Origin of the sequence: Mesorhizobium sp. B2-3-12 (assembly GCF_006442205.1) — a bacterium.
Lineage (GTDB): Bacteria > Pseudomonadota > Alphaproteobacteria > Rhizobiales > Rhizobiaceae > Mesorhizobium.
The window spans coordinates 1-13089 of sequence record NZ_VFVR01000028.1 but is presented as its reverse complement, the minus strand read 5'-3'; the positions used below and the strand labels follow the sequence as shown (position 1 = coordinate 13089).

14 protein-coding genes are annotated in these 13089 nt (G+C 64.4%); 10 read left to right on the top strand and 4 right to left on the bottom strand.

Annotated features, from left to right (window positions below):
• Window positions 1-97: 97 nt before the first annotated feature.
• Window positions 98-709 carry a TIGR00730 family Rossman fold protein gene (locus FJ948_RS29970; protein ID WP_140710897.1) on the bottom strand — a complete coding sequence of 204 codons (612 nt, stop codon included), beginning with the start codon at window positions 707-709 and terminating at the stop codon, window positions 98-100.
• 143 nt (window positions 710-852) lie between these two features.
• Here FJ948_RS29970 and FJ948_RS29965 point away from each other — a divergent pair, with 143 nt between their 5' ends.
• The 4 genes from FJ948_RS29965 to FJ948_RS29950 all read left to right on the top strand — a co-directional run bounded on the left by FJ948_RS29965 (window position 853) and on the right by FJ948_RS29950 (window position 5246).
• On the top strand, window positions 853-2466 hold the full coding sequence (locus FJ948_RS29965; RefSeq protein WP_140710895.1) for a LysM peptidoglycan-binding domain-containing protein: 1614 nt from the start codon (window positions 853-855) through the stop codon (window positions 2464-2466).
• A gap of 79 nt (window positions 2467-2545) precedes the next feature.
• Window positions 2546-2893, top strand: a complete 348-nt coding sequence (locus tag FJ948_RS29960) for a metalloregulator ArsR/SmtB family transcription factor (RefSeq protein WP_140710893.1) — start codon at window positions 2546-2548, stop codon at window positions 2891-2893.
• A gap of 25 nt (window positions 2894-2918) precedes the next feature.
• The gene (locus FJ948_RS29955; RefSeq protein WP_140710891.1) at window positions 2919-4802 is read left to right on the top strand and encodes an ABC transporter ATP-binding protein/permease; all 1884 of its coding nucleotides are present in this window, start codon (window positions 2919-2921) and stop codon (window positions 4800-4802) included.
• A gap of 96 nt (window positions 4803-4898) precedes the next feature.
• On the top strand, window positions 4899-5246 hold the full coding sequence (locus FJ948_RS29950) for an antibiotic biosynthesis monooxygenase (protein WP_140710889.1): 348 nt from the start codon (window positions 4899-4901) through the stop codon (window positions 5244-5246).
• Here FJ948_RS29950 and FJ948_RS29945 read toward each other — a convergent pair.
• Complete coding sequence (locus FJ948_RS29945; RefSeq protein WP_140710887.1) at window positions 5243-6109, bottom strand: SMP-30/gluconolactonase/LRE family protein; 867 nt, start codon at window positions 6107-6109, stop codon at window positions 5243-5245. The two genes, FJ948_RS29950 and FJ948_RS29945, sit on opposite strands and share 4 nt — an antisense overlap.
• A 368-nt stretch (window positions 6110-6477) precedes the next feature.
• Here FJ948_RS29945 and FJ948_RS29940 point away from each other — a divergent pair, with 368 nt between their 5' ends.
• Window positions 6478-7176 carry a phosphatidylserine decarboxylase gene (locus tag FJ948_RS29940; RefSeq protein ID WP_140710885.1) on the top strand — a complete coding sequence of 233 codons (699 nt, stop codon included), beginning with the start codon at window positions 6478-6480 and terminating at the stop codon, window positions 7174-7176.
• 2 nt (window positions 7177-7178) lie between these two features.
• Window positions 7179-7997 carry a phosphatidylcholine/phosphatidylserine synthase gene (gene pssA / locus FJ948_RS29935; RefSeq protein WP_140710899.1) on the top strand — a complete coding sequence of 273 codons (819 nt, stop codon included), beginning with the start codon at window positions 7179-7181 and terminating at the stop codon, window positions 7995-7997.
• A gap of 24 nt (window positions 7998-8021) precedes the next feature.
• Here the strand turns inward: pssA and FJ948_RS29930 are convergent, their stop codons facing one another.
• Complete coding sequence (locus FJ948_RS29930) at window positions 8022-10244, bottom strand: AMP-binding protein (RefSeq protein WP_140710883.1); 2223 nt, start codon at window positions 10242-10244, stop codon at window positions 8022-8024.
• 191 nt (window positions 10245-10435) lie between these two features.
• Here FJ948_RS29930 and FJ948_RS29925 point away from each other — a divergent pair, with 191 nt between their 5' ends.
• Both FJ948_RS29925 and FJ948_RS29920 read left to right on the top strand, forming a co-directional pair.
• Entirely contained in the window at window positions 10436-10924 is a 489-nt protein-coding gene (locus FJ948_RS29925; protein WP_140710881.1) for an antitoxin Xre/MbcA/ParS toxin-binding domain-containing protein, read from the top strand.
• Window positions 10921-11427 carry an RES domain-containing protein gene (locus FJ948_RS29920; protein ID WP_140710879.1) on the top strand — a complete coding sequence of 169 codons (507 nt, stop codon included), beginning with the start codon at window positions 10921-10923 and terminating at the stop codon, window positions 11425-11427. Before FJ948_RS29925 ends, FJ948_RS29920 begins: the two co-directional genes overlap by 4 nt.
• A 48-nt stretch (window positions 11428-11475) precedes the next feature.
• On the opposite strand, the gene FJ948_RS29915 is transcribed toward FJ948_RS29920, so the two are convergent.
• On the bottom strand, window positions 11476-11883 hold the full coding sequence (locus tag FJ948_RS29915) for a 4-oxalocrotonate tautomerase family protein (RefSeq protein ID WP_140710877.1): 408 nt from the start codon (window positions 11881-11883) through the stop codon (window positions 11476-11478).
• A gap of 113 nt (window positions 11884-11996) precedes the next feature.
• Between FJ948_RS29915 and FJ948_RS29910 the strand changes: the two genes are divergently transcribed.
• Window positions 11997-12860 carry a LysR substrate-binding domain-containing protein gene (locus tag FJ948_RS29910; protein ID WP_140710875.1) on the top strand — a complete coding sequence of 288 codons (864 nt, stop codon included), beginning with the start codon at window positions 11997-11999 and terminating at the stop codon, window positions 12858-12860.
• A partial coding sequence (locus FJ948_RS29905) for a hypothetical protein (protein ID WP_210242297.1) occupies window positions 12857-13089 on the top strand: 233 nt, incomplete at its 3' end. The genes FJ948_RS29910 and FJ948_RS29905, both read left to right, overlap by 4 nt.

The following is a 13089-nucleotide window of genomic DNA, read 5'->3' as shown; positions in this document are numbered from 1 at the left end:
GTAGGGGAGTAGGGGAGTAGGGGAGTAGGGGAGTAGGACTGCAGTCTCTGGGGCGTAACCCTTTCCCTTACTCCCCTATTCCCTTACTCCCCTCATTCTACATCTTGTCGATCACCGACTGAACGCCTTCCGTCGGCGCGTCGACCGAGGACCCGGCCACCATGATGGCGGCGACGATGGCCTCGGGGTCGTTGACGACCAGCGGCTTCACACGCTGCGCGGTGTGAATGAAGCCTTCCGCCGCCATGTGATCAAGCAACGACAGCATCGGGTCCCAGAAACCTTTGACATTGCCGAAGACGATCGGCTTGCGGTGATGGCCGAGTTGCGCCCAGGTCATGATCTCGACGATCTCCTCGACTGTGCCGATGCCGCCGGGCAGCGCCACAAAGGCGTCGGATTTCTCGAACATCTTGTGTTTGCGCTCGTGCATGTTGTCGGTGATCAGCAGCTCGTCGAGCCCGTCAAGCGCGGTTTCGGTTGCTTCCCTGTTGATGAGGAAGCGCGGAATGATGCCCGTCACCTTGCCGCCGGCCTTGAGCGCGCCTTCGGCCACGGCGCCCATGATGCCCTTGGTGCCGCCGCCATAGACCAGCCGCAGACCTGCCTTGGCGATTGAGCGTCCAAGCAGGTGACCGGCCTTGGCATAGATTTCATCGCGGCCCGGAGACGAGCCGCAATAGACGCAGACGGATCGAATCGTGTTCATACGGATGATTGGTGATTGGGTCTGAAAGCCTGGTCAAGCCCCAAGGCCTTACAAGGGCGGGCTTTTTCGTGTCGGCCCGTTTTTCTTGTCGGCATTGGCAAAACACGCTAGACCGGCGTTAGGTGGCTAAGGGGTAGGGAAATATGGCAATTAATCCATTGAAGGCGTTCCTGTTCGCGGCGGGTGGGACCGTCGCGGCCGCGGGAACCGCCTATGTATCGGGCGCACTCGACCCGTATCTTCATCCAGCGCCGCCGGCGCAAGTCGCGGCCTTGACGCCGCCCGAGGCGCCCAAGTCGGCGGATCCCGGCACGGAAGGGCGTCTGCCGGCTCCGGCGGTGCCGGCAGCACCGGCCGCGGCACCCCAGGCGACGGCGCCTGCCGCGCCCGCGACGGAAGCCGCGCCCCCGGCAGCACCCGCAACCGATGCGGCGGCCCCTGCTGCCCCTGCGCCGGCCGGCCCGATCGCGCCGACTTTCGACGTCGTGCGCGTCGAGAGCAACGGCTCGATCGTCGTTGCCGGCAACGCTGCGCCCAACTCGAAGGTCGAAATCCTCAATGGCGCGACGGTGATCGGCTCCACGGTCGCTGGTCCCGACGGCGCCTTTGTCATCGTGCTCGACGATCCCTTGAAGCCCGGCGACTATACGATTGCCCTGCGGTCGACGGTCGGCACGGTCGTGACTGCTTCGGCGCAGACCGCCGTGGTCTCGGTGCCAGCCAATGCCGCTGGCCAGGTGCTGGCCATGGTCGAGGAGCCGGGCAAGCCGGCCGAACTGTTGACCGTTCCCGCGCCCGAGACAAAGCCGGCGCCGGCAACCGGCGAGCAGGCCGCCGCTCCGTCTGCCGAGGCGCCCGCGACTGTCACTCCGGCGCCCGCCGCGCCGGCGCCGACCGCGCCAGCCGTGGTTGAGGCTAAACCCGCTCCAGCGGCACCGGCCGCGTCCGCCGTGGCTGAGCCCAAGATCGTCGTCGAGGCCGTCGAGATCGACGGCAACAAGATCTTTGTCGCCGGCCTCGCCGATCCCGGCCGCAAGGTGCGCGCCTACGCCAACGACATCCTGCTCGGGGACGCACTGACGTCGCCGGACGGCCATTTCCTGGTCGAGGCGACGCGCGACATTCCGGTCGGCAGCTATACGATCCATGTCGACGGCCTCGATGCCGACGGCGTGAAGGTGGTGGCTCGCGCGGCCGTGCCCTTCGAGCGCGAGCCCGGCGAGGCGGTCGCCGCCGTTGCGCCGGCCGAGACCAAGCCTGCCGAAACGAAGCCGGCCGACGTCAAGCCGGCCGCACCTGCTGCCGCGGAAGCACCAGCCGCTCCGGCGCCTGTGGCGCCTGCTGTTGCCGCCGCTGCTCCGGCGGAAACCGCGCCGGCTCCAGCCGCCCCGGTTCCGGCCGTGGCCGCCGCTCCGGCCGAGACTGCACCGGCGGCGCCTGCCGCCGAGGCTCCGGCGGTCGTCGCGGCGGCAACACCGCCAAGCGACGTGCCTGAAGTGGTGTCGCCCAAGCTCGAACATGCCGACGGCGCCGTCATCATCCGCCGCAACGATACGCTGTGGCGGATATCGCGGCGCGTCTACGGCCATGGCGTGCGCTACTCCACCATCTACCTCGCCAACCAGGACCAGATCAGGAATCCTGACCGCATCTGGCCCGGCCAGGTGTTCAAGGTCCCGGAAAAGTCGAAGGAAGGCGAAGCCGCCGACCTCAAGGCGATGGGCGAGCAGGCAACGACGGCACCGAAGACGGAATAGGAAGAGATCGGCGATTCCGGCGATCTACCCATCGGCCTAGCTTGCCCTGGCATCGTTCATCGTCTATCGCCGATGAACGATGACCGACTATACCTCTGTACCAGACCACGCCGCCACCGCACCGCCAGGCTGCATCGTGGACAGCCGCGCTGTCGCGGCGCGGTTCGCGGCACTCTCCCATCCGGCGCGGATCGAGATACTGAGGCATCTGTCCGCCAGCAGTTCCTGCTGCTGCCGTGAGGTCGTCGACCATTTCGATCTGGCGCAGTCGACCGTGTCCCAGCATCTGAAAATATTGGTCGAGGTCGGTCTCGTCCGGTTCGAGCCCGACCGCCAGCGATCGCGCTATGCTGTCGATCGCGCGGCACTTGCCGATCTATCGGCATCGCTGGGCGCGCTCATCAATTCCTGCTGCTCCGGCCGCTGACCCTCTGACCCAAAAGGCAAGAAAAGTGGCTGAAAAAACCGTCTCCGCCGACACCTCGACTCTCACGACATTGCGTAACCTCTGGCCCTATATGTGGCCGGCCGACCGCGCCGACCTGAGGGCAAGGGTGACCTGGGCGACGCTGCTGCTGGTCGTGGCCAAGGTGACGCTGGTCGCCGGTCCCTATTTCTTCAAATGGGCAACCGATGCGCTGGCGGGAGGCTTCAAAACGCCCCCGCCGCTGCCGTCGATCATGCTCGCCCCGGTGATGCTGGTCATTGCCTATAACGTGCTGAGGCTCGTCCAGCTTGGCTTCAACCAGCTGCGCGACGCGCTGTTTGCCCGCGTCGGCCAGCATGCGGTGCGCCAGCTTGCCTTCCGCACCTTCGTGCACATGCATCAGCTGTCGCTGCGCTTCCACCTCGAGCGCCGCACCGGTGGCCTGTCGCGCATCATCGAGCGCGGCACCAAGGGCATCGAGACGATCGTGCGCTTCATCATGCTCAACACGGCGCCGACCATTCTCGAATTCGCGCTGACCGCCGGCATATTCGGTTTCACCTATGGCTGGAAATATGTGGCCGTGGTGGCGATCACCGTCTGCCTCTACGTCTGGTTCACGGTCAAGGCGAGCGACTGGCGCATCTCGATCCGCCGCGACATGAACGACAGCGACACCGACGCCAACACCAAGGCGATCGACTCGCTGCTCAATTTCGAGACGGTCAAGTATTTCACCAACGAGCGCATGGAGGCCGAGCGCTTCGACCGCTCGATGGCTCGCTACGAGATCGCCGCGACCAAGACTTGGACCTCGCTCGGCTGGCTGAACTTTGGCCAGGGCCTCATCTTCGGCGTCGGCACGGTCGTCGTCATGTGCATGTCGGCGCTGGAGGTGCAGGCCGGCACCCAGAGCGTCGGCGATTTCGTTTTCATCAATGCCATGCTGGTGCAGCTTTCCGTGCCGCTCAACTTCATCGGCTTCATCTATCGCGAGATCCGGCAAGGGTTGACCGACATCGAGCACATGTTCGACCTGCTCGACGTGCCGCAGGAGATCGTCGACAAGCCCAACGCCAAGCCGCTGGCCGTGAGCGCCGGCAAGGTCGAGTTCCGCGACGTCCACTTTTCCTACGATCCGAACCGCAAGATCCTGAAGGGCGTCTCCTTCGAGGTGCCAGCCGGCAAGACGGTCGCCATTGTCGGGCCGTCGGGTGCCGGCAAGTCGACCATCTCGCGGCTGCTGTTCCGCTTCTACGACGTGCAGGGTGGCCAGGTGCTGATCGATGGCCAGGATGTGAGGGACGTGACGCAGGACAGCCTGCGCGCGGTGCTTGGCATGGTGCCGCAGGACACGGTGCTGTTCAACGACACCATTGCCTACAACATCCGCTACGGCCGTGTCGGCGCCGGCGAGGAGGAGGTGCGCAAGGCCGCCGAACTCGCCCAGATCGGACCGTTCATCGAGAAGCTGCCCGACGGCTACAAGTCGATGGTCGGCGAGCGCGGGCTGAAACTTTCCGGCGGCGAGAAGCAGCGCGTGGCGATCGCCCGTACCATCCTGAAGGCGCCGCCGATCCTGATGCTCGACGAGGCCACTTCCGCGCTCGACAGCCACACCGAGCAGGAGATCCAGGCCGCGCTCGACCTGGTCAGCAAGGGCCGTACCACCATTGTCATCGCCCACCGCCTGTCGACGGTGATTTCGGCCGACGAGATCATCGTGCTCAAGGATGGCCAGATCGCCGAGCGCGGGACCCATGTCGAGCTGATGCGAAAGCACGGTCTCTACGCCTCGATGTGGGACCGCCAGCGCGAGGCGACCGAAGCCGAGGAGCGGCTGCGCATTGCCCGAGAAAGCGACGAACTGGGTGTCGTCGTGCGCCGGCGCACATCAGAGGTGTCTTAACTCGAAAAAGCCTCTTGACCTCAACTTAAGTTGAGATTGTAGACCCGTCGCTCGAGAGCCGCAAAACAACATCGTCGAGGACGGATTGAAATGGATATGAGCTTTACGAATCAAGATGTTAAGGGCGGCAGCGTGTTCAGGGTTGACAAGTTCGTCGTGCCCGCCAATGCCCGCGATGAAATTCTGGCTAAAGTGAAGATGACGCATGAACTGCTGCGTCTGCAGCAGGGCTTCGTCCAGGATTTCCTGCTCGAGCAATTCTCCGGGCCGGGCGAATTCAACCTCGTCACCATCGTCGAATGGGAAAGCCAGGCCGCCGTCGACAATGTCGTGCCGATCGTGAAGGCGGCGCACGAGCGCGTCGCCTTCAACCCGCGGGAGACGATCGCCCGGCTCGGTGTGCGCGCCGACATCGCCAACTATCAGCGCGTGCCTGGACTCTAGCCTGGCCAGCCAACGCCCGGTGCCGGCGCTTCGATGCCGAGCACTTGGCCGGTGCGCGCGTCACCGACCATATGCTGGAAGCCGCGCCACTCGGCGGCGGTGATGAACAGCGTTTTGCTGTCGTCACCGCCCAGCATACAGGCAAAGCAGCCGCGATCGGCGGCGACGGTCTGCAAGACGTCGCCGCCTTCGCGCACCCGCACGCAGCGTTTGTTGGGAACATCCGCATACCAGGCCGCCCCGTCGGCATCGAGGCAGATGCCGTCGGGATATCCGTCGAGATCAGCCCAGACGCGGCGGTTGGACAAGGTGCCGTCGGCGGCGATGTCGAAGGCGGTCAGCCTGTTGGCATGGGATTCGGCGACGATCAGCGTCTTGTTGTCAGGCGTCACCGCCATGCCGTTGGCGAAGGCAAAGGTGTCGGCAACTTGCCGCACCGCGCCATCAGGCGTGATGAGCACGATGGTGCCAGGGCCGAAATGCTCACCAGGCGCCGGCGCCGGCCCGCCGCCATTGACATAGATGTTGCCGCGCCCGTCGACGACGATCTCGTTCCACGGGCTTTTCGAAAGGCCGCGCAGGTCGGCCTGGGTGACGAGCGAGCCATCCGGCTCTTGTCGCAGCAGCAAACCTTCTCGGCCCGAGATCACGAGCAGACGGCCGTCCGGCAGCCAGTCGATGGAGTAGGGCAGGACAGCCGGAACCCTGAGCACGACTTCGCTGTTGCCGTGCGCATCGACGGCAATGATCTCGCCGGTGCCCCAGTTGCAGACCCACAGGCGTCCATCATGCCGGCGCGGCGATTCGCCGAAGGCGAGGCCTTCCAAAAGGATATGCGCTTTGTTGCCGGATGATATCTGCATGGGAGCCTCCGTTTGCACGCGCGTCATCGGCCCTTGCGATGAGGCGCTTCTCACCAAGGACGCACGAGATGGAAGTCTCCCGACAGCAAGCTAGTGAAGAACGCTTCAGCCGCGTGACGTTGACGTCACGGGTATTGGTTTGCAAGGCGGCTTCGGCGTAGATAGCCTTGTCGGCCACGCTGACGGCCCTCGTGTAGTCAAGGATGGCTTTGGCGGCAACCGGTCTCGACTGCACGAAACACGGAGCGTCCGGCTACCCGGACACCGCCCTCCCTTGCCGGTTAATCCGCGCCGCCGATTGTCGCGTTGCGGGCAGGGGGTGTTTCCGCTATTGAGGCCGGACCTGAAACAGGGACCGCCCCCAGCCCATGAGCCTTGTCGACACGGTCAAGAACGCGTTCGTACCGATCCATCGCGAAGGCTATCCCTTCATCGCGGCCTTTGGCGCGGCGACCCTTTTCCTTGGCTATTTCTCCTCGATCCTGTTCTGGATCGGCCTGATCCTGACCGCCTGGTGCGTCTATTTCTTCCGGGACCCCGAGCGCGTCACCCCTGTCGACGACCGCCTGGTGGTCAGCCCCGCCGACGGCATCGTCTCGGCTGTCGGGCCGGCCGTACCGCCGCATGAGCTTGGCCTCGGCAATGTCGAGATGACCCGCATCTCCGTGTTCATGAACGTCTTTTCGTGCCACGTGAACCGTTCTCCCGTGCGCGGCCGCATTGCCAGGATCGAACATCGGCCGGGAAAATTCCTCAATGCCGAGTTGGACAAGGCGAGCACCGAGAACGAGCGCAACGGCCTTGTCATCGAGAGCCCCAACGGCACGGTGGCGGCAGTCCAGATCGCCGGCCTTGTGGCACGGCGCATCGTCTGCTGGGCCGAGGCCGGCGCTTCGATCGGCACCGGCGAGCGTTTCGGACTGATCCGTTTCGGCTCGCGTGTCGACGTTTTCCTGCCTTTGGCCGCCACGCCGCGCGTTGCCGTTGGCCAGACCGCGGTCGGCGGCGAAACCGTGCTGGCCGAATTCGGCGGCATCGCCGGCACGCCCCTCGTGCGGATTTCATGACGGTGGGCACGCAGTATAAGAAGTTCGAAGCCCATGCCAGCGGCGGTCCGCGCATCCGCGAGATCCCGATGCGCATGGTGCTGCCCAATCTGGTTACCGTGCTTGCCATCTGCGCCGGCCTGTCCGGCATCCGCTTCGCCTTCGAAAACCGTTTTGAAACCGCCGTTGTCATGGTGCTGCTTGCCGCCTTCCTCGACGGCATTGACGGCCGACTGGCGCGGATGCTGAAGGCGACCTCCAAATTCGGCGCGCAGATGGATTCGCTGGCCGACATCGTCAATTTCGGTGTCGCGCCGGCGCTGGTGCTCTACGCCTTCCTGCTCGACCGCGCCGGCTCGCCGGGCTGGATCGCGGCACTTTTGTTCACCATCGCCTGTGGGCTCAGGCTTGCCCGCTTCAACGTGCTCGACGACGAGAAGGCCGAGCGCCCGATATGGCAGAGCGAATATTTCGTCGGTGTGCCGGCGCCGGCGGGCGCCGTGCTGGTGATGCTGCCGCTCTATCTCTATTTCCTGCGCCTTGGTGTCGAGCCCAGCCGGCCGGCCGCCTTCGTCGCCACCGGCTTCACCATCCTGGTAGCCTTCCTGCTGGTCAGCCGGTTGCCGGTCTACTCCGGCAAGAGCATCAAGATCCCCGGCGACAGGGTGCTGCCGGTCATCCTCGCCGTCGTGCTCTACGTCCTCCTGCTGATGACCTATCCCTGGTACACGCTGACGGCGTCGGTCGCTGGCTACCTGATCTTCCTGCCGTTTTCCGTTCGCGCCTACTCCAAGCGCGCCAAGCTGGAAGGCGAGAAGGTGCCGCCTTCTGACATAGGTTAGGCCTCTACGCCGACCGCGAGGTACTCAGGCCGCCACACCAATCCCGAGCCTGTCGATCGCCAGCTTCCTGGTCGAGACATAGTCGGTCTTGCCGGAGCCGAGCACCGGGATTTCCTCGACCTTGACGATGTCGTTGGGCACCATCAGTTCGGCCGCGCCGGCCTTTTTGCCGAACTGTCGCAACTCCTCGGCACTTGCGTCGTCGGCGGTGGTGACCAGCACGATGCGCTCGCCGCGCCTTTTGTCGGGCACCGCCACCGCGGCGTGGCGCTCTTCCGGCCAAAGCGACTGCACCAGCATCTCGACAGCGCCCAGCGACACCATCTCGCCGGCAATCTTGGCAAAACGCTTGGCGCGGCCGCGAATGCTGATGAAGCCTTCGCGGTCGACGGCGACGATGTCGCCGGTGTCGTGCCAGCCGGTCAGCGGCTGCAGTTCCCCGGGGCGGTCCGCGGTCATGTAGCCCATCATCATGTTCGGCCCGTCGAGCCACAACTGGCCGGCATCATTGATGCCTTCGATCGGCTCCAGCTTCATGCGGATGGCCGGCAGAAGCCGGCCGACCGACCCGTCGCGGCCATGGATCGCGGTGTTGACGGCAACCACGGGTGCGGCCTCGGTCAGGCCGAACCCCTCGATGATCTCGGCCTGGAAGCGCTCGCGATAGACGCGACGGGTTTCCGGCTTCACCGCCTCGGCGCCGGCGACAACGAAGCGCAGGCTGGAGAAATCGCCATCCTTGGCGGTGCGCGCATAGTTGGCGAGGAACGTATCGGTGCCGAACATGATGGTCGGTTTCACCTTGCGCGCGATCTCGGGGATGATCTTGTAATGGAGCGGCGAGGGGTAGAGGAACAGCTTTACCCCGGTGACCAGCGGCAGGATGGTGCCACCCGTCAGGCCGAAGGAATGGAACACCGGCAGCACGTTGAGCAGGATGTCGGCCGGCGAGATGGTGATACGCGCCTCGGCCTGCATGGCATTGGCAAGAAGGTTCTTTTGCGACAGAACGACCGCCTTCGGCGTGCCCTCGGAGCCAGAGGTGAACAGGATCACGCCTGGCTTGGCCGCATCCTGCCGCTGCAGCGGCAGGCGCCACAGCAAGGCGGCGGCAAGCTTGTCCAGTGTGGTGACGCCTTGGCGTACATCTTCCAGCCACAGCAATCTGGCGCCGCCCTTTTCGACCGCGGCGACAATATCGGCGAGATCGGCCTTCTCGACGAAGGCGCGCGAAGAGACAACGGTGCGGATGATGGCCGTGCGCACGGCGGCCGTGACGCTTGCCGGCCCGGCCGTGTAGTTGATCATTGCCGCCACCCGGCCCGCCGACAGAAGACCGACGAGCGACAGCACGACGCCATTGGCGTTGGGCAGCATCACCCCGACCGCTTCGCCCGGCGCCGTGACCGCCTCGAAGCGCCTGCCCAGCACGCGCGCACCGATGAACATCTTGCGGTAGCTCAGCGCACCGGAGATGACGTCCTCGATGATCGGGTGCGAGGCGCCGACTCTGGCCGCCGCATCGCGCATGGCGAGGAACAAGCCACGGTCGAGGTCGGTGCCGAAAAGCCGTGCCTCGGCGACGCGGTCGAACAGCGCATTGGTGTTCGAGGCCTGGTCCGGGTTGCGCGCCACCAGTTCGGCGATGGTCATCGGCTCCAGCACGCTGATTGCGAGCCGTGGAAACCAGTGACGCGGAGCCCTGTCCGCCGGCGTCAGCGAAACCGGCAGATCGCGCGCGCCGGCGACAAAGATCGGCACGATGCGCGCGTCTGCCTGCATGGCGATGCGGGTGACGGCGCGAAACAGCCGGAACGTCTTGACGTCGGGCTCGACCGCATCCGGCAGATAGACCGCGAGCCGCCCCTTGCCCTTCAGCACACGCACCAGCCGGCGGCTGACGAAGACATGCTCGGCGTTGAAGGCGATGGTGCGGCCGAGTTCGCGCCAGGGCTCGAGCCATGGCGAGCGCGCCGAGACCTCGTCGAGTATATGCAGCGTGTCGTCCGGCAGCAGCGACAGCATCAGCGCCGGTTCGACGCGCGACTGGTGCGAGACGACATAGATGACCGGCACCTGCGCTTTGCGGGCGATCCTGATGCGATTGTCGCTGATCCGGTAGGCGAGCTTGAACGGCACGTAGAGCAGCGCCTGGGTGAAGCGCAGGCCGAGGCGGAACTTTTCCACCGCCCCGATCAGCAGCCAGGCCACAACCAGACCCGCAAGCAGCGCCAGTGTCAGGATCATGCCGCCTCGCTCCCAGCTTTCTCTAAGCGCGCGGCTCTGCGGCCGCTTCGGCGCAGAAGGTAGCGGAAGTGGGAACGGCGTCAATGAAGGAACTATTGTAAGCTGCCGTGGTGTTCATTCGGCAAACGGCACGTCCCTTGAATTGTTGCGCCACCTGTCGTAAATAAAGTGACACGTGACGGAGATCTGAGATGACCAATCCCTCAATGGCGTTCATCGCCTCGCCTCGTATGGACACGGAGTTCGAGAAGTTGGTCGATCTGCTTGGTGGACCGAACGTCCTTGGACATTCCGTATCCAGCCCGATCGAGGCTCACGAAATGATCTTGAACGGAATTCCAAGCCAGGCCCTGGAAAAGCTGGTCACGCATTTGGCTGTGATCAACCTCGCCGATACTTTCGAGGCCGCTTTCGGCATGAGCGAGCGAACCTTCCAAAGGCACAAATCGGATCACTCCAGAACGTTGAGCAAAGAGCAGGGCTCACGAACCTGGAACTTTGCAAGGATTCTCACCAAAGCCACATCCGTGCTGGGATCACAGGCTGAGGCCGAGAAATGGATGATCCGGCCTGCGATGGGCCTGGACAATCGACGACCTATCGATTTGCTGACCACGGCAGCTGGTACTGAATTGGTTCAGGAGTTTCTCGATCGGCTTGACTACGGTGTCTACGCATGACGCCTTTGCCGGGTTCTCTCGGGACCGGCGCGGTGTTTGGCTGGAGGCTCGATCACGAGCGTTTCAGGTCGACATGGGACAGCGGCGAGGGCGCATTCAAGCTCGGGGCGAGATGGAACAGCAAGGGAGTCAGGGCGGTCTACGCATCGGTCGACCCCTCGACAGCTATCCTCGAAGTGGCGGTCCACAAGGGCTTCAGGACGCTCGACACAGTTCCTCACATCCTCACCTCATTTGAAGTCAGCGATCCAGCCAGCATCCAGGTGGCGACTATCGAGGACGTCCCCAATCCCGCCTGGCTGCGCCCTGGCATACCCAGTGCGGGCCAGCAGCAATTTGGCGACAGCCTGCTGGCAAGTCACCCCTTCGTTCTCCTCCCGAGTACCGTGTCGCTGCACAGCTGGAATTTGATATTCGACCCAGGCGCCGCCACGGGCCTGTACGAGATGCGCCTTCAGGAGCATTTCGCGCTGGACACAAGATTGCATCCCCCTGCAGCCTAAGGCGCGTCGCTCAGAGACGCATTCGGCCAACGCGCCTAAAGCAATCGCTCACGCCGCCTTCAGACGCCCGCTGATAAACCGGAATTCCTGCGTCTTGCCGCCATAGCCATAGGCGGCTGCCGGGACCTCATGCACGAAAGCATAGCTTTCCTGGTGCACACCGCCCAGCAGGCGGCCAAAGGCGTCGAAGATCGCCTTGAGATAGGCTTCCAGTTCGAGCTTGGTGTTGGTGCCGTCGACCACCTTGATATCGAGCCAGAACGTGTTGGTGCCGTGCTCGGCGAGCGACTTGCCGCCGGCGAACCAGTGCCGCGGATCGAAATAGGACACGGCAACCGCGGTGATCGTCGGATCCTTGCGCAGATGCGTGGCGGTGATCTCGGTTATTTCCCTGGCGATGCTGGCGGACAGGGTGGCATCTGGCTTGCCGGTGACGCTGACATTGATGATGGGCATTTTTCTTCTCCTTTGTTTGACCGGCGTCGGTCGCCGTTGGAGAGACCATGCCATCATTCCTGGAATCAAAAAAATTGAATTGTTCTCAAATAAAGGTTCGATAATATCGAATTATGGAAACGCTCGACCCCGACCTGCTCAGAACCTTCCTTGCTTTCGTTGACAGCGGTTCGCTGGCGCAGGCGGCTTCAAGTGTCGGCCGTTCGCCGTCGGCGGTGACGGCCCAGATGCAGCGGCTGGAGGAGATCGTCGGCGAGCCGCTTCTGGCGCCGCAGGGCAGGGGGCGGGGCCTGACGCCGGCGGGCGAGGACCTCGTCGGCCATGGCAGGCGCATCCTTGCCGTGCATCGCGAGGCGTGGCTGGCGCTGAAAGGCGCGCGCGCAGCCGGGCGCGTCTCCATCGGCACGACACAGGATTTCGCCGACAGCGGCCTGCCGGACCTGCTGCGTGCCTTCGCCACCAGCCATCCGCGCGTCAGGATCGAATTGCGGGTCGGCCGCTCCGCCGAACTGGCGCAGGCACTGCAGGCCGGCAGCCTCGATCTGGCGATCGTCATGCGCCAGACGGCGGTGCCGGACGAGGTCGGCGTGCTGCGCGAGCCGATGGTTTGGCTGTGTTCGAGCAAGGGGCTGGCCTCGCGGCAGGAAGAATTGCCGCTGGCGCTGCTCGACCCCTATTGCGGGTTTCGCGAAGCGGCGCTCGCCGCGCTCGATGCCGCCGGCCGCCGCTACCGCATCGCCGCCAGCAGCGCCAGCCTCGCCGGCTTGCGCACCGCGGTGAATGCGGGCGTGGCGCTGACCTTGCGAACCCCGCGCTTTGCCCATTCCGGCATTGTCGAAGCGCCCCGCGAATTTGGGCTGCCGCCGGTTCCAATGGCCGAGTTCGCCATCCGGCTGCGCGCCGGCGCGGATGCGTCCGCGCGCGATCTTGCCGCGCTGCTCGGCGGCAGCCTGGCTTCATCCGAACCGCTTGGTTGATTGCCAAAGGCCGCATTCCGTCATCAGCCTTTGGCAAAGAAAAAGCCGACCTTGCGGTCGGGCCTATCTACCCAAAAGAAAAAGCCGACCTTGCGGTCGGGCCTATCTACCCAAAAGAAAAAGCCGACCTTGCGGTCGGGCCTATCTACCCAAAAGAAAAAGCCGACCTTGCGGTCGGGCCTATCTACCCAAAAGAAAAAGCCGACCTTGCGGTCGGGCCTATCTACCC

Excerpts from the sequence above, each read along its gene's own strand:
- FJ948_RS29970 (WP_140710897.1), bottom strand. The coding sequence starts at position 709 with ATGAACACGATTCGATCCGTCTGCGTCTATTGCGGCTCGTCTCCGGGC.
- FJ948_RS29965 (WP_140710895.1), top strand. The coding sequence starts at position 853 with ATGGCAATTAATCCATTGAAGGCGTTCCTGTTCGCGGCGGGTGGGACC.
- FJ948_RS29960 (WP_140710893.1), top strand. The coding sequence starts at position 2,546 with ATGACCGACTATACCTCTGTACCAGACCACGCCGCCACCGCACCGCCA.
- FJ948_RS29950 (WP_140710889.1), top strand. The coding sequence starts at position 4,899 with ATGAGCTTTACGAATCAAGATGTTAAGGGCGGCAGCGTGTTCAGGGTT.
- FJ948_RS29945 (WP_140710887.1), bottom strand. The coding sequence starts at position 6,109 with ATGCAGATATCATCCGGCAACAAAGCGCATATCCTTTTGGAAGGCCTC.
- FJ948_RS29940 (WP_140710885.1), top strand. The coding sequence starts at position 6,478 with ATGAGCCTTGTCGACACGGTCAAGAACGCGTTCGTACCGATCCATCGC.
- FJ948_RS29930 (WP_140710883.1), bottom strand. The coding sequence starts at position 10,244 with ATGATCCTGACACTGGCGCTGCTTGCGGGTCTGGTTGTGGCCTGGCTG.
- FJ948_RS29925 (WP_140710881.1), top strand. The coding sequence starts at position 10,436 with ATGACCAATCCCTCAATGGCGTTCATCGCCTCGCCTCGTATGGACACG.
- FJ948_RS29920 (WP_140710879.1), top strand. The coding sequence starts at position 10,921 with ATGACGCCTTTGCCGGGTTCTCTCGGGACCGGCGCGGTGTTTGGCTGG.
- FJ948_RS29915 (WP_140710877.1), bottom strand. The coding sequence starts at position 11,883 with ATGCCCATCATCAATGTCAGCGTCACCGGCAAGCCAGATGCCACCCTG.
- FJ948_RS29910 (WP_140710875.1), top strand. The coding sequence starts at position 11,997 with ATGGAAACGCTCGACCCCGACCTGCTCAGAACCTTCCTTGCTTTCGTT.